Source organism: Solwaraspora sp. WMMA2065, assembly GCF_030345075.1.
Classification (GTDB): domain Bacteria; phylum Actinomycetota; class Actinomycetes; order Mycobacteriales; family Micromonosporaceae; genus Micromonospora_E.
In genome coordinates, this window is record NZ_CP128361.1 from 168,117 (window position 1) to 191,841 (window position 23,725).

Sequence of the window (23,725 nt, forward strand, 5' to 3'; positions counted from 1 at the left end):
GCGGGTCAGACGGGAAGCAGGCCGGATGAGCGGACGGACAGGTCGATCCGGCCGGCCAGGTTCTCCTTCATCGGCGGGCACGGTGCGATGCCCTCCCGCCACAGTTTCGGGCAGGCGCCGCCGCACACCGGCAGGATCGGGCAGCCCTGGCAGCCGGTCTCGCCGGCGCGCAGCCCGGTGTACCAGTCGTCGAACTGGCCGGTCGGTCGCAGCTGGTCGACCGGTGCCCGGTCCACGGTGTCCAGATGCTGTTCGGTGAAGCCGGGCACCAGCGGCTGCTCGGTGCAGGAGTAGATCCGCCCGTCCGGGGCGATCACCTCGCTGTGCCGGGAGACGGCGGTGCACACCACCCGTACCGGGTGGGTGGGCAGCAGCCGGCAGTGCAGTCCGGCTGCGAGGTAGGCGGTGTACCAGCGCAGTTCGGTCTCGGCGGCCTGCTGCTGGCGCAGCCGTACCTCGCTGACGTCGTTGCCCCACGAGTGGACCGGTGCCGGGTAGAACCGGATCCGGGGGTCGGCGAGGCCGGCGTCGCGCATCGCCGCGGCGAACTCGTCGGCCCGGTCGGCGTTGTGCCGGCCGATGTTGGTCCGTACGGTCACCTGCAGCCCGGCCAGCTCCGGATCGGTGAGCACGGTCCGCAGCGCGGCGGTGATGCGGTGGAAGGAACTCTGTCCACTCTTCAACGGCCGGGCGGCGTCGTGCACCTCCGCCGGTCCGTCGATGGTGATCTCCATCCGGTCGATCCGGCAGTCCTGGTGCAGGGTACGCAGCTTGCGGGCGTCGAGCAGGGCACCGTTGGTGACCAGCATCGCCGAGTAGCCGACCCGGTGCCGGGCCGCGGCGGCCACGAACCGGGCGGACAGCGAGCGGAGTACGGCGTACCCCATCAGGGGTTCGCCGCCGAACCACCGCACCACCACGGTGTCGTGCTCGCCGCTGGCCATGGCGTGTTCGACCCGGGCGGCGATGGCGTCGCGGTGCCGGGTCGGCCGGGTGGCCGGGGTGTCCCGACGGTGCTCCTGCCCGCAGTAGTCGCAGCCCATGTTGCAGTAGCCGGTCGGCATCAGCACGAACTGCCGGTGTCGGGCGTCGTCGGCCGCCTGCGCGCCGGCGTCGATCGTCGCGGTGGTCTCGTCGAGGTCGGCGGGCACCAGCAGGCCGAGTTCGGCGAGCCGGGCCTGTTCGTCGGCGGGCAGGCCGGCCGGGCCGGGGCCGTCCAGGAGGGTCCGCACGGTGTCGGTGTCGAGCAGGAGGGTACGGGCCCGTCCGGTGTGGAACACAGCGCGCAGTTGCCGGCCGGACGGGTGCCGGTAGGTGGTCGGGCTGAACACGAGGTAGCGGCTGAGCACGAGGTCGGGCTGGGCCATGTGGGGCCTTTCGGAGGTCTCGACGAGTGGCTACCGAGGGCTACCAGGGTGGTGGAGTGGGCGGCGGTGGACCGTGGGGTGCAACGTCACCGGACCCGGAGCGGTCGCTCCGGGTCCGGTGCTGGTGAGAGCTGCGGGTCAGCTGAAGGCGCAGGCGAAGTTGACGCTGGAGCCGTCGTCGAGCAGGCCGGTGCTCTCGGCGGGCAGCTCGAAGACGACCATGCCCTGGCTGGGTGTCTCGTCCGGCTGCTGCGCTTCTACGGCGGCCTGGGTGGCCGGGGCGGCGATGGCGATCGCGGCGACGACGGCGAAGAAGGGGTTGGTGGGCACGGTCGACCTCCGGAAGGGGAGCGGGGGCGGCGAAGGAAGTGGTGACGCAGGTGGGGTGACGCGGGCAGGTGGGGGTGGTGCCGGCCCGCGTGGTGAGTCGGTGGAATCGGAAGTGATACGATCTTGCTGACGTTCAAAATAAACTGAGCGACGGATGGAAGTCAATCGTCGGGGTAGAATCAACCGTGGAACGTTGGTTGAACGGAGGTCTGCGGTGACGGAGCTGATGGCCAGCCGGGTGATCGAGGACGTGGCTACCCTCAAGGCGCTCGCCGACCCGATCCGGATGCGGGTGCTGGAGCTCGCGATGTCCGAGCCCGAGCGGACCTGGACCGCCAAGGAGCTGGCGAAGATCGTGGGCGTCGCGCCCACCAAGATCTACTACCACATCAACCAGCTGGAACAGCACCAACTGCTGCACATCCGGGACACCCGGGTGGTCAATGGCATCATCGAGAAACAGTACGGTGCCGGCCAGCTCAACCTGACCTTCCACCGCCGCTCCGGCGAGGAACCCAGCTCGGTGCACGAGGTGGTGGCCACCCTGTTGGACCAGATCAAGGACGAGATCGAGGCTGGGCTGCACGCCGGCACCATCTCCGGTAGCAGCGAGGCACCCGACCCGGTCCGGATGATGCTCAGCCGGGGGGTCGCCGAGATCCCCGTGGACCGGATCGCCGAGTTCCGCCACGAGTTGCAGGCCCTGATGCGGCGGTTCGAGCAGGCCGGTGTCCCCCGTGACGGCACCACCACCGGCGGGCACCGGTTCGCGATGCTGGTCGGCATGCACCCGCTCGGGTTGTCCTGACCCGCCTGCCGAGTCACCCCGTCAGGCCGGGCCACCGGGAGCCGACCGTCAGATCCACCGTACGGCGACCCCGGCGGAGAACGCGCCGCTACGCAGCTCCAACCGGTCCGGGATCAGCTCGCCGCCGACCGTGAAGGCCAGCGGGACCAGCATCCGACCCCCGGGTGGCACCGGCTCGGCGAAGACGTCCCGACCACCGTTCTCCTGCCGGGTCGCCGCCTCGTCCACCCCGACCCAGTCACCGGTCGGCAGGTACGCCCGCTGCAACGGCCCGTACCAGAACTGTTCGGTGTCGCTGCGGTTGCGCAGCCCGACTGTGGCGACACACCGCCGATCCTGCCTCTGCCCATCAGCCGGCGCGCAGGCCATCCGGAAGACGGTGAACTCGAAGGCGGCCTCGGTCAGCAGCACCCCGAACCCGCCGGCCGGCGGCGCACCGATCCACCCGCTGGGCGCCTGGTTGGCCCGGTCCAGCACCTCGCTGCCGTAGCTCGCCACGCGTACCGCCGCCACCGCCAGCCCGGTCAGCATCGCCAGCAGCAGGCCGAACACCAGCGGCGTAGCCGGGCGCCAGCGGCGCTTCGGGGCGGCCGGCACCGCCGCCGGCAACCGCACCCGCCGCCCGGCCGGGGTGACGACCCGGCGTCGGTCGACCCGGCGCTCCCGCAGCCGGCGGCGCCACCCGTACCCGATCATCGCCACCACGACGAGTGCCGTCAGCCCGCCGATCAGCGGCATCGACGGGCGCTGCCACCAGGCCGGGTCCGCCGCCTCGATGCCGGCCGTCGGGGTCCACCGGGCGCTCGCGCAGTCGTACGGCCGCGCGGTGTCCCGCTCGTACGCGCAGACCGGGAAGGTCTGCGCGGTGCCGGCACCGCCCGGCCGAAACGACGCGGTGACCGTTTGCCCGCTGTTCGCCGGCAGGCTCAACTGCCAGGTGATCTCCGAGGCGTCGACCCGGCCGCCGGCGCCGACCGTGGCCACTGAGGTGGTGGTCGGTACGGCCATCCGCAGGGTGACGTCGACCGGGGACACCGTCCGGTTGACCGCCTCGACCCGGTAGGTCGCCGCGCTCTGCCCGATCTCGTTGATCGTCACCGCGACCAGCTCCTGCCCTTCGGCCGGTGCCGAAGCAGCCCTCTCGGCCCGTGCCGGGGTCACGCCCGGTGCCAGGATCCCCCCGCCGACCACAAGAACGACGCCGAACAGCCCGGCCCGCAGCGCATGTCGCCACCATGACATAGCCATCTCGATTCCGCCCCCCGACCCGAACGGTAGGCCGGTACCGGCCGTCCAGTCGGTAAAGCGCGGTTCCGCACACCTGATCCGGTGACCGGTGCTAGATTTCCGCCCCTTGTCGCGCCCGTTGTCGCCCTCGTCGTGACCGTTGTCGCCCTTTGCCGTGACCGTCGGGGTGGTGCAGGCACGGGACGATACATTGACCGGGTGCGTATCGCTCGTTTCGCCCATGGCAAGGGAATGTCGTTCGGGGTCGTCGAGGGGGAGCCGGGAGCCGGCCCCGAGGCGTTGACCGTCGCCGAGGTCGACGGCCACCCGTTCGGCAAGCTGACCTTCACGTCGCAGCGCTGGGCGCTGGCCGACGTCCGGCTGCTGTCGCCGATCCTGCCCAGCAAGGTGGTGTGCGTCGGGCGCAACTACGCCGACCACGCCGCCGAACACGGTGCCGAGGTGCCGGCCGAGCCGTTGCTGTTCCTCAAGCCGTCGACCTCGGTGATCGGTCCACGGGACGCGATCCGGCTGCCCGCGCAGTCTCGGCAGGTGGAGCACGAGGCGGAGCTCGCCGTGGTGATCGGACCGCCAGGTGCCCGGCGCGCCGACCGGGCCGCCGCCGAGCGGGCGATCTTCGGCTACACCTGCGCCAACGATGTCACCGCCCGGGACCTGCAGCGGTCGGACGGCCAGTGGACCAGGGCGAAGGGCTTTGACTCGTTCTGCCCGATCGGCCCGTGGATCGTCACCGGGCTGGACGTCGCCGACCTGGAGGTCCGCTGTGAGGTGGGTCCGAAGCCGGACGAGATGGACGTACGGCAGCTGGGCCGGACCAAGCAGATGGTCTTCGACGTGCCGACCCTGGTGTCGTACGTGTCACACGTGATGACGCTGCTGCCCGGTGACGTGATCCTGACCGGGACGCCGGCCGGGGTGAGCGAGTTGACCGCGGGCGACACGGTGTCGGTCCGGATCGAGGGCATCGGTGAGCTGGCCAACCCGGTGGTCGCGGCGGACTGAGGCAAACCGCTGCGGTATCCCGATTTGGCGCGCACCATGGGGTCAGGTAGAGTTCTGTCCCGGTGCGGCGAGCACCGATGGGGTATGGGGTAATTGGCAGCCCGACTGATTCTGGTTCAGTTAGTCTAGGTTCGAGTCCTGGTACCCCAGCCACCGACGCCGGAAGGCTCCAGATGGCGTCGGGGTGCTGGTCTCTGTTAGAGTTCGGCACCGTGTCCAACAGGACACAGCAGCACGAAACGGTAGTTTGCACCAGGAAAGTTCTGGCCCCGTCGTCTAGCGGCCCAGGACGCCGCCCTCTCAAGGCGGTAGCGCCGGTTCGAATCCGGTCGGGGCTACAGCGCTCAAGGCGCCCTCCTCAACGAGGGCGCCTTTTTCGTCGGCGGGTCACCGTCCGTCGCTGACCATCTTGCCCGACCTGGCCCGGCCTGCGCCGAGTTATCCGGAAACTGGGCCTGCTCAGAGCACGGCAGGGCGCGGAGCCAATGCCCGATTCAGAGCCCGGAGAGCCGTTGACCGGCGCGGACCACGGCCATGGCGTGCCGCTCACCTGGCCGGCGGCCGAGCCGCTCGATCGGCCCGGAGACGCTGACCGAGGCGATCACCCGGCCGGTGCGGTCCCGGATCGGTGCGGAGACACTGGCCACCCCGGCCTCCCGCTCGGCAACGCTCTGCGCCCAGCCGCGCCGGCGCACCTCGGCGAGCGTACGGCCGGTGAACTTGCAGCGGGGCAGCAGCGGCATGACGGCCTCGGGCGGCTCCCAGGCCAGCAGGATCTGGGCGGCGGACCCGGCGGTCATCGGCAGCACCGAGCCGACCGGCACGGTGTCGCGCAGGCCACTGGCCCGCTCGGCGGCGGCGACGCAGATCCGCTCGTCGGCCCGGCGCAGGTAGAGTTGGGCGCTCTCGCCGGTGGCGTCGCGTAGCGCGGCCAGCAGCGGCTCGGCGGCGGTCAACAGCACGTCGGGCGCGGCATTGGCCAGCTCGCCCAGCCGGGGGCCGGGCCGCCACCGCCCCTGGGTGTCCCGGACCAGCATCCGGTGGATCTCCAGGGCCTGTGCCAACCGGTGCGCGGTGGCCCGGGGCAGCTTGGTCCGGTCGACGAGTTCGGCCAGGCTGGCGCCGTCCACGCAGGCCGCGAGGATCACCACCGCCTTGTCGAGAACGCCGACACCGCTCATACTGTGTCCCACAAGCCGAAACATACCTCCCAGAATTTAGGATGTCCAGATGGTGGGAGCCACTTCGAAGCCGACATCGCCCAGGACCCTGGCCGAGAAGGTCTGGGACGCGCACGTGGTGCGATCCGCCGCGGGCGAGCCGGACCTGCTCTACATCGACCTGCACCTGCTGCACGAGGTCACCAGTCCGCAGGCCTTCGACGGGCTGCGGATGGCCGGCCGGCCGGTGCGCCGGACCGACCTGACCCTCGCCACCGAGGACCACAACACCCCGACCGGGTACGCCGACCCGGCGTTCAACAGCCGGCGCGGCGACCTGCTGACCATCAGCGACCCGACGTCGCGTACCCAGATCGAGACGCTGCGCCGCAACTGCGCCGAGTTCGGCATCAAGCTGCACGCCCTGGGCGACGACAACCAGGGCATCGTGCACGTCATCGGCCCGCAGCTGGGCCTGACCCAGCCCGGCATGACGATCGTCTGCGGCGACTCGCACACCGCGACCCACGGCGCGTTCGGGGCACTCGCCTTCGGCATCGGCACCAGCGAGGTCGAGCACGTGCTGGCCACCCAGACGCTGCCGCAGTCCCGGCCGAAGACGATGGCGGTCACCGTCACCGGCGAACTCGGCCCGGGGGTCACCGCCAAGGACCTGGTGCTGGCGCTGATCACCAAGGTCGGCACCGGCGGTGGTCGCGGCTACGTGGTCGAGTACCGGGGCGAGGCGATCCGCCGGCTCTCCATGGAGGGTCGGATGACGGTGGCGAACATGTCCATCGAGTGGGGTGCCAAGGCGGGCATGGTGGCGCCGGACGAGACCACCTTCGCCTACCTCAAGGGTCGGCCGAACGCGCCGCAGGGTGCCGACTGGGACGCCGCCGTGGCGTACTGGTCCAGTCTGGCCACCGACGAGGGGGCGACGTTCGACGCCGAGGTGATCCTGGACGCCGGCGAGATCACGCCGTTCGTGACCTGGGGCACCAACCCCGGGCAGGGCACCGCGCTGAGCGCCGTCGTGCCCGACCCGGAGCAGTTCGACACCGACGCGGAGCGGATCGCCGCCCGCCGGGCGCTGGAGTACATGGACCTGCGGCCCGGCACCGCGCTGCGCGACGTGCCGGTCGACGTGGTCTTCGTCGGCTCCTGCACCAACGGCCGGCTGGAGGACCTGCGGGCCGCCGCCGACGTGCTGCGCGGGCGCAAGGTCGCCGACGGGGTACGGATGCTCGTGGTGCCCGGGTCGGCCAAGGTACGGGAGGCGGCCGAGAACGAAGGGCTGGACAAGGTCTTCGCCGACGCCGGTGCCGAGTGGCGGTTCGCCGGCTGCTCGATGTGCCTGGGCATGAACCCGGACACGCTCAGGCCGGGGGAGCGCTCCGCCTCCACCTCCAACCGCAACTTCGAGGGCCGGCAGGGCCGGGGCGGGCGTACCCATCTGGTGTCGCCGCCGGTGGCCGCCGCCACCGCCGTGGTGGGCCGGCTGGCCGCGCCGGCGGACCTCAACTGACCGCCGCCGGACACGCACCACGAGACGGGACCACGAACATGGACAAGTTCACCGTGCACACCGGGACCGCCGTCCCGCTGCGCCGATCTAATGTAGATACCGATCAGATCATCCCGGCGGTGTACCTCAAGCGGGTCACCCGGACCGGCTTCGCCGACGGTCTGTTCAATGCCTGGCGCGAGGATCCGGGATTCGTTCTGAACAATCCTTCGTATTCCGGAGCATCTATTCTCGTCGCTGGCCCAGAGTTCGGCACCGGGTCATCGCGTGAACACGCGGTGTGGGCGCTGCGGGACTGGGGCTTCCGAGCCGTGCTGTCCCCCCGCTTCGGCGACATCTTCCGCGGCAACGCGCTCAAGGAAGGTCTGCTGCCGGTCGAGTTGGAAATGCCCGCCATTGAGGAATTGTGGTCGCTGGTCGAGGCCGACCCGGCCGCAGGGGTGACCGTCGACCTGGCCGCCCGGGAGGTCAGGGCAGGTGCCTCCGGCTGGTCGTTCCCGATCGACGACTTCAGCCGGTGGCGGCTGATGGAGGGATTGGATGACATTGGACTGACCCTGCGTCACGAGTCGGTCATCACCGAGTATGAGCGTGGGCGGTTGTCGTTCAAGCCCGTCGTGGCATAGCGCACAACCGTCGAGCCGGCCCCTTCTCAACGGGTTCCCGACGCCGATTCCGCCCCCATCCGGTGGCCCACCAACCGTCCGGCTATACCAACCGGTCGGCCCGGGCCACCGGTTGGGGGCGAATCCGTTACGACACAAGGACTTTTTTCCGGCAGATGTTTGTGTCCTGCCGGTACAGGGCATACCGTGCGCGCAGAATGGCTCGTTGAGTCCAGTTGCACATACGGGAGGGAACTCGTGAACAAGGCAGAGCTCATCGATGCGCTCGCTGCTCGCCTGGGAGACCGCAAGACGGCGACGACGGCGCTCGACGCCGTCTTGGCCGAGGTTCAGTCGGCAGTCACCAAGGGCGACCGGGTGGGTATCACCGGTTTCGGGGTGTTCGAGAAGCGCGTCCGCGCGGCTCGAACAGCGCGCAACCCGCGTACCGGCGAGTCGGTGAAGGTCAAGAAGACCTCGGTGCCGGTCTTCCGGCCCGGCGCGGGCTTCAAGGACATGGTGGCCAGCGGCAAGGCGCCGAAGGCCACCGCGGCCAAGTCGACCGCGGCGAGGTCCACGGCGACGAAGGCCACCGCGGCCAAGTCCACGGCGGCCAAGTCCACGGCGGCCAAGAGCACCGCCCGTGGCGCGGCGAAGTCCACCGGTACGGCCGCCAAGGCGACCGCCACCAAGGCGCCGGCGAAGCGGGCGGCCGGCGGTACGGCGAAGAAGACCGCCGCCGCCAGGACCACCCGGTCCGCTGCGGCCGCGCCGGCCAAGAAGTCCACGGCCAAGAAGACCACCGCGACCCGGTCCACCGCGGCCAAGTCGACGGCGGCGAAGAAGTCGCCGGCGCGCAAGTCCACCGCCCGTAAAACCACCCGCTGAGCCGTCCGGCCACACCGGCCGGACACCACCAGCGCGAAGGCGCCCACCGCGTACCGGCGGTGGGCGCCTTCGTACATGCGACAGAGCCGCTAGAGCCGGTCCGCGCCGACCAGCCGCTCCCCGGCGAACGACAACAACCAGCCGCCGCCCTTCGCGGTACGGTGATCCGCCGCCGCCCGCCGGGTCAGCACCGTCAACGCGGCCGGGATCACCTTGCCCTGACTGCACACCGCGGCCGGCGTACCGGCCGCCGCCAGCTCGGTCAGCCGGCCCGCCGCCGCCAACGCGTTCTCGTCCGGCTGCTGGCCGGCGGCCGGCTCGTCGAACACCGACTCCACTTCGACCGGCAGATCCAGCGCCTGCGCCAGCGGGACGACCGTCTGCACACACCGCCGGGGCGACGCCGACAGCACCCGACGCGGCCCGGTCAGCACCAGCATCGCCGCCAACGCCCGCGCCTGCCGCAGCCCGGCGGTGTCCAACGGGCGGGCGCTGTCCGGACCCGGCCAGGTGTCCCGGCTGCCGGCGTGCGCGTGCCGCACCAGGGTGAGCGTCGCGGTCACCGGCGGCAGCTGCGCGAACCCGTGCAGCACCCCGACGTCGTGCCGGTACGTCAACCGCTGCCGCGCCTGCGCCAACGGCAGCCAGCACAACTCGTCAACCTCGTCGGCGGCGTCGACCGGCACCGGCCCGGCCGACGCCTCCACCGCCCGCATCGACCAGTAGTCGACCACCTTCAGGTTGCCGTCCGGCATGGTGTAACGGATCGACGGCAGCCGCACCTGCGGCACCGCCCGAATCCCGGTCTCCTCACCGACCTCCCGGACCGCCGCCGCCAACGGATGCTCCGCCGGCTCCAGTTTGCCCTTCGGCAGCGACCAGTCGTCGTGCCGGGGCCGGTGCACCAGACACACCTGCACCGCCCCGGTGTCGTCGGTGCGCCACACCACCCCGCCGGCGGCCCGGACCTCGGTCACGGCAGCCACTTCGTCCGCTGCCCCGCCGACGCCCGCTCCCAGGCGGCGGCGAACTCGGCCCGCGCCGCGCGGATCGCGGCCCGCTCCCGCTCGACCAACCGGCCGACGGTCATCGCCAACTCGTGGTCGTCCGGATGCTCGGCCAGCACCCCCTGCCAGGTCTCGGCGGCCACCGCCGCGTCCTGGTGCTCGCCGAGCAGGTTCTGCACCTTCGACAACGCCTTGGCCAGCTTCGCCGCCCCACCGCCGATCACCGGCGCCACCGCGTCCACCGCGTACCGGGCCTTCTTGCCGTTGATCCGCACCGCGTGCCAGCGTTCGTCGGAGGCGTCCAGGGTCAGATCGGCGGCACCGTCCACGCCGCTGCCGCCGTACGCCAGCCGACGCCACGGCTTGGCCACCAGCCGGGGCAGCACCTCGGTCGCCGGGCCGGACGCAGCCCCGGTCAGTCGCGGCTCCCGGGCCGCCTGCACCAGCATCTCCACCAGGGCAACGTACCGGTCCGAGCGCAGCGCCGCGTCCACCTCGGCCAGTGCCGCGGCCTGCCGGTCGGCGAGCGTCGCGTCGATCAGCTCGACCGCCGCCGACGGCAGCGGCGCCAACGGGTCCGCCCCGGCGGTACGCCGCAACCGGTCCCGCAGCACCTCGGCGTCGCGGGCACCGCCGAGCACCCCGGCGACCCACTTCAGTTCGTCGCGCAGCGCACCCGCCCACTCGCGGTCCACCAACGCCCGGAAGGTCCGCAGGTCGCTGCGCAGCCGTCGACAGCCCACCCGCATCTGGTGCACGGCGGTGTCGTCGTCGCCGACCGGGGCGTGCAGCCGTACCAGCGGGTCGTGCGCCAGGATCCGGGCGACGCCGTCGCGGACCGCCCGGGTGACCACGTCGGCGGCGGTCGGCTTGGCCGGCAGGTCCTCGACCGCCGGCAGCTCCGCCGGACCGGCGGCGGCCGCACCCAACGCCCGTACGTGCTTCGGGGTGAACCCGCCGGCGGTCGCCCCCGCCGCGACCAGGTCGGCCTCGACCCGGTCCAGCAGCGACCGCTTGGCGGCCTTCAGCTCGACCTCCACCTCGCGGAACCGCGACCGGACCGTCTTGCCGTCCAACACCGACACCGCGTCGTCGGCCAGCTCCACCAGCAGCGCTTCGTCGGCGTCGCGCAACTCCAGCACCGTGCGTACCGTGCGCACCGTCGCGGCCGGCGTCAGCTCCACCCCCCGCGAGTACGCGGTGACCAGCCACACCAGCTCCGTCGGCGGTTTGCCGCGCTTACCGGACCGGCTGATCTCATGCCGTACGCCCGGGGCGTCGGCGGGCAGCTTCACCGTCCACGGCTTCGAGTCGCCCACCCGGTGGCGCAGCGACACCCCGGCGCGGGCCAGCCGCAGATCCGGGGTGTCGTAGTAGGTGGCGGTCAGCTTCACCGCCGGCTGCTGCACCAGCCGGCCACCGTCCGGCAGACAGCCGGACAGGTCCGGCACGGTGAAACCCGGCTCGACCTCGTACTTGCGTTCCTCCTCCACCATCGGGCCAGCCTAGCGCCGCCGGCCCGGGGTCGCCGCTGCCGACAGGGCACCGCCGGCCCGCCGACGGCCGGTGACAGCAGGAGCTATTTGCCGGTGCCGATGAACCGCCGGAGCAGCCGCTCCTGCAGATGCACCAGCGGCCGCTCGTCGGTCGACCGGTGCCGGCTCCAGGTGCCGTCGGGGTGCAGCTCGAACGACTCGCACTCCGGGCTGAACGCGTCGCTCATCAGCTGGTCCAGCTCGGCGCGGGCCACCGGGTCGGTCACCTGCACCAGCGCCTCCACCCGGCGGTCCAGGTTGCGGTGCATCAGGTCGGAGGAGCCGATCCAGAACTCGACGTCGCCGTCGTTGCCGAACCGGAACACCCGGGAATGCTCCAGGAACCGGCCGAGGATCGACCGGACCCGGATGTTGTCCGACAGCCCCGGCACCCCGGGCCGCAGCGTGCACATCCCCCGGATCAGCAGATCCACCTGTACGCCGGCCTGCGACGCCCGGTACAGCGCGTCCACCAGCTCCTCGTCGACCAGCGAGTTCACCTTGATCTGGACCAGCCCGCCCCGGCCCTCGCGGACATGGGCGACCTCCCGCCCGATCCGCTCGATCAGCCCGCTGCGCACCCCGTGCGGGGCGACCAGCAGCCGCCGGTACGCGGTCTGCCGGCTGTAGCCGGTCAGCACGTTGAACAGGTCGGTCAGGTCCGCGCCGACCTCCGGGTCGGCGGTCAGCATGCCGAAGTCCTCGTACAGCCTGGCCGTCTTCGGGTGGTAGTTGCCGGTGCCGATGTGGCAGTAGCGGCGGATCTGGTTGCCTTCCTGGCGTACCACCAGGGCGGTCTTGCAGTGGGTCTTCAGCCCGACCAGGCCGTACACGACGTGACAGCCGGCCCGTTCCAGCATCCGCGCCCAGCCAATGTTGGCCTGCTCGTCGAACCGGGCCTTCACCTCGACCAGCACCACCACCTGCTTGCCGGCGGCGGCCGCCTCGATCAGCGCGTCGACGATCGGCGAGTCACCGCTGGTGCGGTACAGCGTCTGCTTGATCGCCAGGACGAGCGGGTCGGCCGCCGCCTGCTCGATGAACCGCTGCACGCTGGTGGAGAACGAGTGGTACGGGTGGTGCACCAGGATGTCGCCGTCGCGCAGGGTGGCGAAGACGCTGCGCGGCACCTCGCCCTCGACCAGCCGCGGGTGGGTGGCCGGCACGAACGGGCGGTCCTTGAGGTCCGGCCGGTCGGAGCTCTCGTACACCTGCCACAACGCGGACAGGTCCAGTAGCCCCGGCACCCGCAGCACGTCGTGGCTGTCCATGTCCAGCTCGCGGACCAGCAGGTCGAGCATGTGGTCGGAGATGGAGGCGGCCACCTCCAGCCGCACCGGCGGGCCGAACCGTCGCTGGGCGAGCTCCCGCTCCAGCGACTGCAGCAGATCCTCGTCGCGGTCCTCGTCGACTTCGAAGTCGGCGTTGCGGGTCACCCGGAACAGGTGGCACTCCACCACCTGCATCCCGGAGAACAGCTGGCCGAGCTGGGCGGCGATCAGATCCTCGACCGGCAGGAACCGGGCACCCAGCCCTTCCTGGCTGACCACCACGAACCGGGGCACGTTGTTCGGCACCTTGATCCGGGCGAACAGCTCCGGACCGCCGTCCGGGTCACGGACCGCGACGGCCAGGTTCAACGACCGGCTGGAGATGTACGGGAACGGGTGCGCCGGGTCGACGGCCAGCGGGGTCAGCACCGGGAAGATGTGCTCCCGGAAGTAGGTGCGCAGCCCTTCCCGCTCACCGGTGCTCAGATCGCTCCACCGGATCAGGTGGATGCCCTCGGCGGCCAGCCGGGGCCGGACCTCCTCGGTGAAGCACCGGGCGTGCCGGGCGACCAGGCCGGCGGTCTTCGCGGCGATCAGCTCCAACTGGGTACGCAGCGGCAGCCGGTCACCGCCGCGGACCGGCAGCCCGGCCTGCAGCCGGCGCTTCAGCCCGGCGATGCGGACCATGAAGAACTCGTCGAGGTTGCTGGCGAAGATGGCCAGGAACTTGGCCCGTTCCAGCAGCGGCGTCTGCGGGTCCTCGGCCAGCTCGATCACCCGGGCGTTGAAGTCGAGCCAGGACAGCTCCCGGTTGAGGAACCGGTCGTCGGGCAGCGGCTGGCGGGCCAGGGTGGCCGGCTCGTCCGGCTCGGCGGTGTCCGACACCGGGTTGGCCGGGTCGGGGGCCTGCAGCGGCAGCGGCGCGGCCGGTGCGTCGGTCGCGGACTCGGCCACCGCCTGCGGCGCCGGCTCGGTGGTCTCCGGCGCGGCCACCGCCTCCGGTCCAGCGGTCTCCGGTGCCGGTTGGGGCGCCGCCTCCGGTGCCGCCCTGGTGCGTCGGCGGGCGGTGCCGCCGGCTGACTTGCGGGCGCTGCCGGCCGTGGATCTCCGGGCGGTGCCGGGCGTCGACTTGCGGGCCGTGCCGGCCGATGCCTGGCGGGCGGTGCCGTTCGACGACTGACGGCGGGCCGGCCGTGGCGTCGCGGTCGCGCCGCCGTCGGCTGCGGGCTGGTCGGCGGCAGACTGGCCGGTGCCGGCGGGCTGGTCAGCGGTGGGCTGGTCGGCTGCGCGGCGCGGACGGGCGGCGGCGCGCCTGGAGGGGGCGGGCGTCACCCGGTAATCATGACCTGATCACGGTGAACTTGGCATGAATTCGCCCGGCTCCAGCTAGCCGAATGTGGGCAACGTAACGCGGTTGACGTGCCCGGACTCGTCACGCTCGATGCGTACCCGCTGACCCAGCCGCAGCAGCCGCAACCCGGAAGCGTCGAACGCGGCCGCCGGGAACGCCAGCTCCGCCCCGTCGTCGAGCAGCACCGTGCCGCTGCGGGTCGCCGGATCGAAGGTCGCCACCGTGCCCTGCATCTCAGCTCACCGACCTCTGCCGCATGTCAGCACGGTACCCGCTGGCGTACAGCGCGGCGGTGTGCCGACCCAGGCCGAGCCGGGCCGCGTCGGCGAGATCGGCGGCGGTGTCCACGTCGCGGCGCAGCGTCGGCCAGTCCCCGCCGCGCCGGACGGCACCCGACCGTTGATGCCGTACCGCCGATCCGGCGCCGAAACCCGGCCGCAGCGCGGTGCCGACGGCGGCCGCCAGCAGCACCGTGCCGGTGCCGGCGGCGTCCGGCACGAACCAGCGGCGGGCCCTGGTGCCTGCGGTGTCGACGGCGCTGGCGGTGTCGGTGTCGAGGGCGGCGGCCAGCTCCGCCGGCCGCAACGCCGGCAGGTCCGCGGTCAACGCGGCGACCGGCCGGCTGCCGCCGACAGTCGCGGCCCCGTGCGCCACCGCCGCGTTCAGCCCGCTCACCTCCGGTGCCCCGAGGTCTGGGGCGGCTAGGTCTGGGGCGGCGAGCTCCGGGTCGGCGACGGTACGGGCCCCGAGCGCGCCCAACGCGGCGGTGGCCGCCGGATCCGAGGTGACCACCACCACCTCGGCGACCAGCGGGCAGGCCAGCGCGGCGGCGACGGTGTCGCGGGCCAGGGCCAGCGCCAGCTCCTCATGCGGTACGCCGTCGAGCGCGCCCCGCAGCCGGCTCTTCGCCACCGCGAGCCGCTTGACCGGCAGCACCACCGACCAGGTCGCGTTCCGCACCGCTCCATCCTGCCGGCTGGGCTCGCATTGGCTCTGGCCGGGTCGGACAGGGCATGATTCGCTGCGTCGGTCGGCAAGACGGCGGTCGGGTGCGGTGACCCGGTGGTGGCCAGGGTGGTGGCCAGGGTGCGGTGACGAGGAGGATCGGGTGGCGCGGCGGAAACTGGGCTTCTGGCGACGCTTCATCGTGATGGTGGTCAAACCGACCCTGCTCGTATGGACGAAGCGGAACTGGTCCGGGATGCAGCACATTCCCGGCACCGGTGGGGTGATCGTCGTCGCCAACCACATGTCGCACGCCGACCCGATGGTCATCGGTCACTTCCTCTACGAGACGGGCCGCTGGCCCCGGTTCCTCGGCAAGGCCAGCCTGTTCACCATCCCGGTCATCGGGCGCTGGCTGCTCAAGGTGAAGCAGATCCCGGTGCACCGGGGCAGCGTCGACGCGATCAAGTCGCTGGAGGCGGCGATCGTCGGCGTCGACGAAGGCGGCGCGGTGGTGATCTACCCGGAGGGGACCACCACCCGCGAGCCGGACCTGTGGCCGATGCGCGGCAAGACCGGCGCGGCCCGCCTGGCGTTGACCACCGGTGCCCCGGTCGTGCCGGTGGCGATGTGGGGTCCGCAGCAGATGTACGACCCGCGGACCGGGAAACTGAACCTGCTGCCCGGCCGGAAGGTGACCGTCGTCGCCGGTGAACCTCTCGACCTGAGCAGATGGGCCGAGGTCGAGCCGACCCGGGCGGTGCTGGAGGAGATCACCGAGACCATCATGCTGCGACTGCGGGACATGGTCGCCGAGATTCGGGGCGGCGAGGCCCCGCCGCTGTACACCCCGAGTGCCCGCCGCAACAACCGGACCACCGGCGCCCCGGAGCCGGGACAGTGACCGGGACCGGCCGGGCCGTCGTCCTGGGCGCCGGCTCGTGGGGGACCGCGTACGCCAAGGTGCTCGCCGACGCCGGGGCCGACGTGGTCCTCTGGGCCCGGCGCGAGCAGGTCGCCGCCGCGATCCGCGAGTACGGCACCAACCCCGACTACCTGCCCGCGGTGCGGCTGCCCGACCGGGTCACCGCCACCAGCGACGCCGCCGAGGCGATCAAGGGCGCGGGGCTGGTCGTGCTCGCCGTACCGTCGCAGACGCTGCGCGGCAACCTGGGCGACTGGGTCGCGCACATCGGCCCCGACGCGACCCTGGTCAGCCTGATGAAAGGGATCGAACTCGGCACCACCAAGCGGATGAGCGAGGTGATCGTCGAGACCACCGGGGTCGGCCCGGACCGGGTCGTGGTGGTCTCCGGCCCCAACCTGGCCGCCGAGATCGCCGCCGAGCAGCCGGCCGCCAGCGTCGTCGCCGGCACCGACACCGCGCGCACCGCCGCCGTGCAGCGGGCGATGCTCACCGGCTACCTGCGGCCGTACACCAACGACGACGTGATCGGCTGCGAGCTGGGCGGGGCCGTGAAGAACGTGATCGCCCTGGCGTACGGCATCGCCACCGCGATGCGCCTCGGTGACAACACCAAGGCCACCCTGATCACCCGGGGGCTGGCCGAGACGGCCCGGCTGGGGGTGGCGCTCGGCGCCGACCCGCTGACCTTCTCCGGGCTGGCCGGCCTCGGTGACCTGGTCGCCACCTGCTCGTCGCCGCTGTCGCGCAACCGGACGTTCGGCGAGCACCTGGGCCGGGGGGAGACCCTGGAACAGGCGCAGGCCGCCACCCGGCAGACCGCCGAAGGGGTGAAAAGCTGCCTGTCGATCCGGGACCTGGCCCGCGCGCACGGGGTGGAGATGCCGATCACCGAGCAGGTCGAGCGGATCTGCCACGAGGGCCTGGACCCGCGTACCGCGTTGACGCTGCTGATGACGCGGGCCACGAAACCGGAATAGGCTCTGCCACCGGCCGGCGACCTTGGCCAGGATGAAGGCCATGACCGCTACTTCCCGCGACCCGGGGTACGGCGACGGCACCCGGTGCGTCGCCGCCGGGCTGCCCGAGCCGACCCCCGGCCAGCCGTTCCTGCCCGGCCCGGTGTTCGCCGCCCCGTACCACCTGGACCCGGTTTCCGGGCCGTCGCCGGACCGCGACGGCTACGCTCGGGAGGACAACCCGACCTGGCGGGCGCTCGAATCGGCCATCGGTGACCTGGAAGGCGGCGACACGCTCGTCTTCGCCAGCGGCCAGGCGGCGATCACCGCGCTGCTGCTGACCACGCTGCGCCCCGGCGACACGGTGCTGCTGCCCGCCGACGGCTACTTCACGGTGCGGGCGCTGGCCGCCACGGTGCTGGAGCCGATCGGTGTGACCGTGCGGCTGGTGCCGACCGCCGGGCCGTACCCGGATTTCGCCGGGGTGCGACTGGTGCTGCTGGAGACCCCGGCCAACCCGGGCCTGGACGTCTGCGACGTCGCCGCGCTCGCGGCGGCGGCGCACCAAGCCGGCGCGCTGGTCGCGGTCGACAACACCGCCGCCACCCCGCTCGGGCAGCGTCCGCTGGACCTGGGTGCGGACATCGTGGTCGCCTCCGGCACCAAGGCGCTGACCGGTCACTCGGATCTGCTGCTCGGCTACCTGGCCACCCGTTCGGCGGCGGCGCTGGCCGATGCGAAGCGGTGGCGCAAACTTACCGGGTCGGTGCCGGGCCCGTTCGACTGCTGGCTCGCCCACCGGTCCCTGGCCACACTGGACCTGCGGCTGGCCCGCCAGTCAGCCAACGCGGAAGCGGTCGCCGCCGCGCTGGTCGGGCGCCGTGACGTCACCGGCGTACGCTGGCCCGGCCTGCCGACCGATCCGTCGTACGCGGTCGCTACGGCCCAGATGCGCCGTATCCCGGGGATCGTGTCGTTCGACCTGGGCGACGCCGAGCGGGTCGGCCGGTTCCTGACCGCGTCGAAACTGGTGTCGGCGGCCACGTCGTTCGGTGGTCTGCACACGGCCGCCGACCGGCGGGCCCAGTGGGGCGACGACACCTCACCGGGCTTCGTCCGACTCTCCTGCGGCATAGAGGACACTGTGGACCTGGTACGCGACGTCGTCGCCGCCCTGGATGCCACCAACTGAGTCGCCATGGCAGTTATTGGCTCGGACTCGGCGGCCTACTGGTAGATGCATCGCGGTTCGGTTAGGCGGTGCGGGTTGGTGTCAAGAGATATGTAAGGCCCTGATCGTTAAACGGGCCATCTCCAAGTACAACGCCTGCGGACCCGATATGGACCGCGTCAGCTACCGGACCACGATCGACATCACGATCATGACCAGCCCCTTGACACCACCCACACCGCCCAACTGAAACAGCGATGGTATTGGCTGATGCCGGACCGGCAGGACCCGGGCAGCGATGTCCGCCTGGTAAACGGCGAAGTTCAAGCCACTGTCCGGCATACCGTCCGTGTTCGGCGCACCGTCGTAGTCGTATGACCGCCGCAAGATCTTGTACCGGCCGGCGCACTTGTGGGAACCACTCCCAAACTCCGATGAGGAGGTACGGCAGCGTCACCACTGACAGCCGTTGCGTTGACCAGCATCAACGATCACCGAAGGCGAAGGGACCGATGTCATCGACGATCTCAACGGCCAAACCCGCCTCGTGAAGATCATCGATCAAGACTTGGTCACCTGTGATCAGGACAGGCGACGTCCTGGGGCCCAGCCGTCGTAAGAAGTCGACGACCGGGCGCCGGCGAGCCGCCGCCGTTACTGGCACGTCGAGGATCGCGTACCCGATACTGGCCAAGGCGTGTCGGAACGTTGCGAGTCCTGGCACGTCAGGGCAGCACAGGATACCGACGGCGGTCGAACCCCCGATCTCCGCCAACAGACGGCCGAGATCAGCGCGGGGCTGGCCACGCAGCCATGCCTGGTCGACAAGTACGACGCGGCCGGTGAGCGACTCCGGCGCCGGTAATGTGCGTGGCGTCGCTGCCCGAAGCTCGAGGTGCGGCGTACGCTCAGCTACGGCGGCGGACTCAGCCTCGGCCGCATCGACGGGCACCGGAGTCACCAGATCGAGCAGGCTAGCGCCCCCGTTTCGGTCGGCGACCAGCAGACCGCCCTCCCATTCGACGATCCGCAGAGGGATACTCGCTGGGACCAGCTTCGCGGAAGGTTCGGACGCCTGAGTCCGCGCCTGGGCCTCCCAACAGCACACCGCTCCATCGTCGCCGCCCGTCACGACCCATCTTCCGCCGGCCAACGGCAGGACGGCCTGGATGCTCGCGCCACCCAGGTGATGCCCTAGCGTCTGCTCCTTGACTGCGCTTGGCCGCTGGCCGTCGGGCAGGGACCAACGCACGAGCCGACCTGCCTGATCTCCGGTGAAAACGGCTTTGCCATCGCGAGAAAAGGCGAGCTGCTTGACGGAGTGCGGATTTCGAGAAAACTCCTGCGCAGAGCCTCCCGTCAGCTTCCAGAGCACCAGCCTGCCATCCTCCCCGGCGGATACCGCCCGTAAGCCGAAGGGGCAGACCGCGATCCGAAGGGCTTGCCCACTGTAGCCTCGATCCACCGATGAAGGTCGGACCGGCAGGACCCCGGCTATAGAAAGTGCCCTCTGAACTGGAAGGATAGGAGTTCTGACGCTTCTATCGCTCGGTTCGAGAGGGCACCTCGCAGGTGAGAATACGCCAGGACGCGCCGGTGGTGCGCGCGACGTTCGACGATCCGAATCTGGTGTCGTGTGCCGGTCTCGTTCCGGTGATGCGCCTGGCCGAGCAGGCCGGTCTGCATGACGCGGTCACCGACCGGGTGCGGCTGCCGACGGACAAGGGCGCGAACCCCGCCGGGAAGGTCGCCACGGTCGTGGCGGGGATGCTCGCGGGCGCGGACAGCATCGACGACCTCGACATCGCCCGGCACGGTGGCATGCGGTCGCTGTTCGGCAGCGTGTACGCGCCGTCGACGCTCGGGTCGTTCCTGCGTACGTTCACCCACGGGCACGTACGGCAGTTACAGGCCGCCGCCCGCGACACCCTGATCGGTCTGACCGGCCGGGCACCGATCCTGACCGGCGCCGACACCCTGTGCTTCGTGGACATCGACTCCATGCTGCGGCGGGTGTACGGCAAGCAGAAGCAGGGCATCGGGTTCGGCCACGCCAAGGTCGGCGGCTACAACGTCTACCTGCGCGGCTACAACCCCCTGGTCGCGACGCTGTCCACCCCGCTGTCCGCGCCGGTGATCGCCGCCACGAGGCTGCGGTCGGGTAACGCCGGCTCGTCCCGGGGCGCCGCCACCATGATCGCCGAGGCCATCACGACCGCCCGGGCATGCGGCGCTTCGGGGGAGATCATGGTGCGAGCGGACTCGGCGTTCTACGCCAAGACGGTGATCAGCGGCTGCCGGCGTCGTGGCGTGCGGTTCTCGGTCACCTGCCGCATCGACCCGAAGATCCGCGCCGCGTGCGACGGCATCGCCGCCGACCAGTGGGTCGACATCACCTATCCGCAGGCCGTCCGGGACGAAGACGCCGGCCGGTGGATCTCCGACGCGCAGATCGCCGAAACCACGTACACCGCGTTCGCCGGCACCCGACACGAGGCGACCGCCCGGCTGATCGTGCGCCGCGTCCGCCGCGACGACCCGCAACAGATCCCCGGCCAGGACGAACTCCTACCGACCTACCGGTACCACGCCGTGTTCACCGACAGCCCGTACACCCTCGTACAGGCCGAAGCCCAGCACCGGCAACACGCGATCATCGAGCAGGTCAACGCCGACCTGATCGCCGGCCCCCTCGCCCACCTGCCCTCCGGACACTTCAGCGCCAACGACGCCTGGCTGACCTGCGCCGCGATCACGCACAACCTCACCCGCGCCGCCGGACACCTCGCCGCGGGCACCTGGTCGACCGCCAGACCCGCCACCATCCGGACCCGGATCATCACCGTCGCAGCCCGCCTCGCCCACCGGGCCCGCACCATCCACCTACACCTGCCCGAGTACTGGCCCTGGCAGGCGGCGTTCGACAACCTGTTCACCGCCGTCCAGCCGGCACCCGGCTGACCACACCCCACCAGCCGAAACCAGGCGGCCCGACCACAGGCCACAATCCCGTTCCACCCCGAACACTCACCCTCGGAGCAAGCCGATCACGTGATCGGCGACTCCCTCACGCCCGCCGCACCACCCAATACAGAAATGATCGACCAACATTCAGCGGCAACCGCGTCGGTGGATCGAGGCTGAGGGACGGCAGTGTGGCGCTACGGGACAGCAAGGACATGTCCGGTCCGGTGCTGCGGTTCGACCCGGGCACGTGGTCGACCTTCGTCGACGGTGTGAAGGCGGGCGGGCTCGCCTGCGCATGGCGCCGGTAGCCCGCCGCCCGACGAACGCGGGTCCCGGGTCCTCAGCTACTCGGCGGTTACTCCTTGCATCATCAGGAGGATCCCGGGCCGGTCAGGGCACGGTGGGCGGGTACGCAGAGTAGGGTCAGCCGCGTGAGCGCGAAGACGTGAACCGCGTACCGCCGGGCTCCCCCGACCTCGCCCGGCGGGCGCGTGCAGGCCGCGAACGAAAGGCACCCCTGTGACCAGCCCAGCCAAGACCCGCGTCGCCATCGTCTTCGGCGGCCGCAGCACCGAGCACGCGATCTCCTGCGTCAGCGCCGGCAGCATCCTGGCCGCCCTGGACACCGACGAGTACGAGATCGTCCCGGTCGGCATCACCCGCGCCGGGCGGTGGGTGCTCACCACCGGCGACGGCAGCCAGCTGGCCATCACCGACCGGCAACTGCCGGAGATCACCGACCGGTCCGGCTCGGCCGTGGTGCTGCCCGCCGACCCGACCGGCAACGGGATCATGGTGCTGGACCCGGCCGACGGTCCGGCCGCTGCCCTGGCCGGCGTCGACGTCGTCTTCCCGGCGCTGCACGGCGCGTACGGCGAGGACGGCACCATCCAGGGGCTGCTGGAGATGGCCGGCATCCCGTACGTCGGGGCCGGGGTGTTCGCCTCGGCCGCCGCGATGGACAAGGAGTTCACCAAGAAGCTGGCCACCGTCGAGGGCATCCCGACCGGCCCGTACGCGGTGCTGCGCCCCGGGGTGAGCCTCAGCGACGCCGACAAGGAGCGCCTCGGCCTGCCGGTGTTCGTCAAGCCGTCGCGGGCCGGTTCGTCGTACGGCATCACCAAGGTCTCCGACTGGGCCGACCTGGACGCCGCCGTCGCCACCGCCCGGGAGATCGACCCGAAGGTGCTGGTCGAGGCGGCGATCGTCGGCCGTGAGGTCGAGTGCGGGGTGATCGAGGGCGAGGCCGGCGGCGGCCCCGAGGCGTCCCTGCTGGCCGAGGTACGGGTGGTCACCGACCACGAGTTCTACGACTTCGATGCCAAGTATCTCGACAGCTCCTGCGAGTACGACATCCCGGCCGGGTTGTCGGAGCAGGTCACCCGGCAGGTGCAGGACTACGCCTGCCGCACGTTCACCGCGCTGGACTGCGCCGGGCTGGCCCGGGTCGACTTCTTCGTCACCGACGACGACCAGATCTACCTCAACGAGATCAACACCATGCCGGGGTTCACCCCGACGTCGATGTTCCCTCGGATGTGGGCGGCCGCCGGCCTGGAGTACCCGAAGCTGGTGGACCGGCTGATCCGTACCGCGCTGAGCCGGGGCACCGGGCTGCGCTGACCGACCGCCGGGACCCCAGACCGGACCAGACCGGACCAGACCGGATCCGGACCGGACCCGAATCAGGCGCGGCAGCCGCGCGGGGCGGCGTCCGCGTCGCTGGGCACCGTCTCGATCAGCGGGTCGGCGAACGCGGTCACCCACTGGCCCGGCTCGTCGTAGGAGCCGGGCACGCTCACCCGCACCGGGATCTCCCGGTCGACGGTGGTCCAGACGGTGGCGTCGGCCTGCTCGGCGGCGTGCCAGCAGACCCCGTCCAGCGCGTACACCAGGTCGGTCGGTGGGAACTGCGCCGCCGGCACCCCGCAGGCGACGGTGATCGGCGGTTCGCCGTACGCGGCGTTCTGCTCGGCACCGTCGGTGACCCGCCGCTGCGGCAGGTCGCGCAGCGTACCCGGTAGTTGGGAGACCAGCGCCCGGCAGACGATCTCGGCGCGTTCGTCCAGCGTCGGGGCGGCGATCTGCACCGGCGTGGTCGGCACCGGCGCGCCACCGGCGGACGTCGCCGCCGACGGGTCCGCGGCGGCCCCGGGGTCGTCGTCGGACCCGGCCGGGGCGAGCCGGCTGAACGCGGCGAGCGCCACGATCACCGTCAACGGCAACGCCACCACGGTCGCCCAGATCGCCGCCTGCCGGGTCGTCCGGTCCGGCCCACCCGGAGCCGCCGGCCTGTCCGGAGACCGTCCGTCCGGAGCCGGATCGCCGGCCGGCGACTCGGCGGCAGAGACGTCCACCTGCTCAGTCGTCACAGTCGTACCACCGAACACGTCAGGGTCCGGGTGATGCCCGGCACCATCTGGACCCGGCTGACTATCATCGTCCCGAGTTCGTCCACGGTGTGCGCCTCGGTGAGCACGACCACGTCGTACGGCCCGGTCACCGCGTCCACCCGGACCACGCCGGAGATGTCCGCGATCGCGTCGGCGACGTCGCGTGCCTTTCCGACTTCGGTCTGGATGAGGATGTATGCCTGGACCACGACCCGACTCCTATCCGCCGCCCGGGAGCGGCTCGAACGTGAAACTACCGTACGGA

The 23,725-nt window shown here is 71.5% G+C and carries 23 protein-coding genes and 2 tRNA genes; 13 read left to right on the forward strand and 12 right to left on the reverse strand.

The window, feature by feature from the left end; all coding sequences use genetic code 11:
- Positions 1-5 precede the first annotated feature (5 nt).
- Both O7610_RS00715 and O7610_RS00720 read right to left on the reverse strand, forming a co-directional pair.
- Positions 6-1,367 carry a radical SAM/SPASM domain-containing protein gene (locus O7610_RS00715; RefSeq protein ID WP_281553838.1) on the reverse strand — a complete coding sequence of 454 codons (1,362 nt, stop codon included), beginning with the start codon at positions 1,365-1,367 and terminating at the stop codon, positions 6-8.
- Positions 1,368-1,505: 138 nt separating this feature from the next.
- Entirely contained in the window at positions 1,506-1,697 is a 192-nt protein-coding gene (locus O7610_RS00720; RefSeq protein WP_281553839.1) for a hypothetical protein, read from the reverse strand.
- 214 nt (positions 1,698-1,911) lie between these two features.
- Here O7610_RS00720 and O7610_RS00725 point away from each other — a divergent pair, with 214 nt between their 5' ends.
- Positions 1,912-2,505: a winged helix-turn-helix domain-containing protein gene (locus tag O7610_RS00725; protein ID WP_289212452.1), complete on the forward strand. Its 594-nt coding sequence runs from the start codon at positions 1,912-1,914 to the stop codon at positions 2,503-2,505.
- A 48-nt stretch (positions 2,506-2,553) separates the two neighbouring features.
- On the opposite strand, the gene O7610_RS00730 is transcribed toward O7610_RS00725, so the two are convergent.
- Positions 2,554-3,753 (reverse strand): hypothetical protein, encoded by a 1,200-nt coding sequence (locus O7610_RS00730; protein WP_289212453.1) that lies wholly within the window; start codon positions 3,751-3,753, stop codon positions 2,554-2,556.
- A 198-nt stretch (positions 3,754-3,951) separates the two neighbouring features.
- Here O7610_RS00730 and O7610_RS00735 point away from each other — a divergent pair, with 198 nt between their 5' ends.
- The 3 genes from O7610_RS00735 to O7610_RS00745 all read left to right on the forward strand — a co-directional run bounded on the left by O7610_RS00735 (position 3,952) and on the right by O7610_RS00745 (position 5,093).
- Positions 3,952-4,755 (forward strand): fumarylacetoacetate hydrolase family protein, encoded by an 804-nt coding sequence (locus O7610_RS00735; RefSeq protein WP_281553842.1) that lies wholly within the window; start codon positions 3,952-3,954, stop codon positions 4,753-4,755.
- 78 nt (positions 4,756-4,833) lie between these two features.
- Positions 4,834-4,908: transfer RNA gene (locus O7610_RS00740), tRNA-Gln, on the forward strand.
- Between the two features lie 112 nt (positions 4,909-5,020).
- A tRNA-Glu gene (locus O7610_RS00745) sits at positions 5,021-5,093 on the forward strand.
- Between the two features lie 156 nt (positions 5,094-5,249).
- On the opposite strand, the gene O7610_RS00750 is transcribed toward O7610_RS00745, so the two are convergent.
- A complete protein-coding gene (locus O7610_RS00750; RefSeq protein WP_123600449.1) occupies positions 5,250-5,936 on the reverse strand; it encodes an IclR family transcriptional regulator in 687 nt (228 codons plus the stop codon).
- A gap of 49 nt (positions 5,937-5,985) precedes the next feature.
- Here O7610_RS00750 and leuC point away from each other — a divergent pair, with 49 nt between their 5' ends.
- The 3 genes from leuC to O7610_RS00765 all read left to right on the forward strand — a co-directional run bounded on the left by leuC (position 5,986) and on the right by O7610_RS00765 (position 8,936).
- Positions 5,986-7,443, forward strand: a complete 1,458-nt coding sequence (leuC, locus tag O7610_RS00755) for a 3-isopropylmalate dehydratase large subunit (RefSeq protein WP_289212454.1) — start codon at positions 5,986-5,988, stop codon at positions 7,441-7,443.
- 38 nt (positions 7,444-7,481) lie between these two features.
- Positions 7,482-8,069 carry a 3-isopropylmalate dehydratase small subunit gene (leuD, locus tag O7610_RS00760; RefSeq protein ID WP_281553844.1) on the forward strand — a complete coding sequence of 196 codons (588 nt, stop codon included), beginning with the start codon at positions 7,482-7,484 and terminating at the stop codon, positions 8,067-8,069.
- A gap of 237 nt (positions 8,070-8,306) precedes the next feature.
- Positions 8,307-8,936, forward strand: a complete 630-nt coding sequence (locus O7610_RS00765) for an HU family DNA-binding protein (RefSeq protein WP_289212455.1) — start codon at positions 8,307-8,309, stop codon at positions 8,934-8,936.
- Between the two features lie 89 nt (positions 8,937-9,025).
- Here O7610_RS00765 and O7610_RS00770 read toward each other — a convergent pair whose 3' ends face one another.
- From O7610_RS00770 to cofC, 5 genes are all read right to left on the reverse strand, one after another.
- A complete protein-coding gene (locus O7610_RS00770) occupies positions 9,026-9,922 on the reverse strand; it encodes an NUDIX hydrolase (protein WP_281553846.1) in 897 nt (298 codons plus the stop codon).
- Positions 9,910-11,439 (reverse strand): CYTH and CHAD domain-containing protein, encoded by a 1,530-nt coding sequence (locus O7610_RS00775; RefSeq protein ID WP_281553847.1) that lies wholly within the window; start codon positions 11,437-11,439, stop codon positions 9,910-9,912. The genes O7610_RS00770 and O7610_RS00775 overlap by 13 nt, the downstream gene beginning before the upstream one ends.
- 83 nt (positions 11,440-11,522) lie before the next feature.
- Positions 11,523-13,742, reverse strand: coding sequence for an RNA degradosome polyphosphate kinase (locus O7610_RS00780; protein ID WP_475051773.1), 2,220 nt, complete (start codon positions 13,740-13,742; stop codon positions 11,523-11,525).
- A gap of 393 nt (positions 13,743-14,135) precedes the next feature.
- The gene (locus tag O7610_RS00785) at positions 14,136-14,333 is read right to left on the reverse strand and encodes a cold-shock protein (protein WP_123600457.1); all 198 of its coding nucleotides are present in this window, start codon (positions 14,331-14,333) and stop codon (positions 14,136-14,138) included.
- 1 nt (position 14,334) lies between these two features.
- Positions 14,335-15,060 (reverse strand): 2-phospho-L-lactate guanylyltransferase, encoded by a 726-nt coding sequence (cofC, locus tag O7610_RS00790; RefSeq protein ID WP_281553848.1) that lies wholly within the window; start codon positions 15,058-15,060, stop codon positions 14,335-14,337.
- A 148-nt stretch (positions 15,061-15,208) separates the two neighbouring features.
- On the opposite strand from cofC, the gene O7610_RS00795 reads away from it, so the two are divergent.
- Genes O7610_RS00795 through O7610_RS00805 form a run of 3 tightly spaced genes read left to right on the forward strand, consistent with a single transcriptional unit; the run spans position 15,209 to position 18,121 of the window.
- Positions 15,209-15,949 (forward strand): lysophospholipid acyltransferase family protein, encoded by a 741-nt coding sequence (locus O7610_RS00795; protein ID WP_289212456.1) that lies wholly within the window; start codon positions 15,209-15,211, stop codon positions 15,947-15,949.
- Positions 15,946-16,950 (forward strand): NAD(P)H-dependent glycerol-3-phosphate dehydrogenase, encoded by a 1,005-nt coding sequence (locus O7610_RS00800; RefSeq protein WP_282229781.1) that lies wholly within the window; start codon positions 15,946-15,948, stop codon positions 16,948-16,950. The genes O7610_RS00795 and O7610_RS00800 overlap by 4 nt, the downstream gene beginning before the upstream one ends.
- Positions 16,951-16,990: 40 nt before the next feature.
- Positions 16,991-18,121, forward strand: a complete 1,131-nt coding sequence (locus O7610_RS00805) for a cystathionine gamma-lyase (RefSeq protein ID WP_289212457.1) — start codon at positions 16,991-16,993, stop codon at positions 18,119-18,121.
- 463 nt (positions 18,122-18,584) lie between these two features.
- Here O7610_RS00805 and O7610_RS00810 read toward each other — a convergent pair whose 3' ends face one another.
- The gene (locus O7610_RS00810) at positions 18,585-19,475 is read right to left on the reverse strand and encodes a WD40 repeat domain-containing protein (RefSeq protein ID WP_289212458.1); all 891 of its coding nucleotides are present in this window, start codon (positions 19,473-19,475) and stop codon (positions 18,585-18,587) included.
- A 197-nt stretch (positions 19,476-19,672) separates the two neighbouring features.
- Between O7610_RS00810 and O7610_RS00815 the strand changes: the two genes are divergently transcribed.
- The 3 genes from O7610_RS00815 to O7610_RS00825 all read left to right on the forward strand — a co-directional run bounded on the left by O7610_RS00815 (position 19,673) and on the right by O7610_RS00825 (position 22,690).
- Positions 19,673-21,061, forward strand: a complete 1,389-nt coding sequence (locus tag O7610_RS00815; protein WP_289212459.1) for an IS1380 family transposase — start codon at positions 19,673-19,675, stop codon at positions 21,059-21,061.
- A gap of 179 nt (positions 21,062-21,240) precedes the next feature.
- Positions 21,241-21,375, forward strand: a complete 135-nt coding sequence (locus tag O7610_RS00820; protein WP_353850363.1) for a DUF397 domain-containing protein — start codon at positions 21,241-21,243, stop codon at positions 21,373-21,375.
- A gap of 211 nt (positions 21,376-21,586) precedes the next feature.
- Complete coding sequence (locus tag O7610_RS00825) at positions 21,587-22,690, forward strand: D-alanine--D-alanine ligase family protein (RefSeq protein WP_281553861.1); 1,104 nt, start codon at positions 21,587-21,589, stop codon at positions 22,688-22,690.
- A 62-nt stretch (positions 22,691-22,752) separates the two neighbouring features.
- Here the strand turns inward: O7610_RS00825 and O7610_RS00830 are convergent, their stop codons facing one another.
- A complete protein-coding gene (locus tag O7610_RS00830; protein ID WP_281553862.1) occupies positions 22,753-23,439 on the reverse strand; it encodes a DUF3515 family protein in 687 nt (228 codons plus the stop codon).
- A complete protein-coding gene (locus tag O7610_RS00835; RefSeq protein WP_123600471.1) occupies positions 23,436-23,669 on the reverse strand; it encodes an Lrp/AsnC ligand binding domain-containing protein in 234 nt (77 codons plus the stop codon). The genes O7610_RS00830 and O7610_RS00835 overlap by 4 nt, the downstream gene beginning before the upstream one ends.
- Positions 23,670-23,725: the final 56 nt, after the last annotated feature.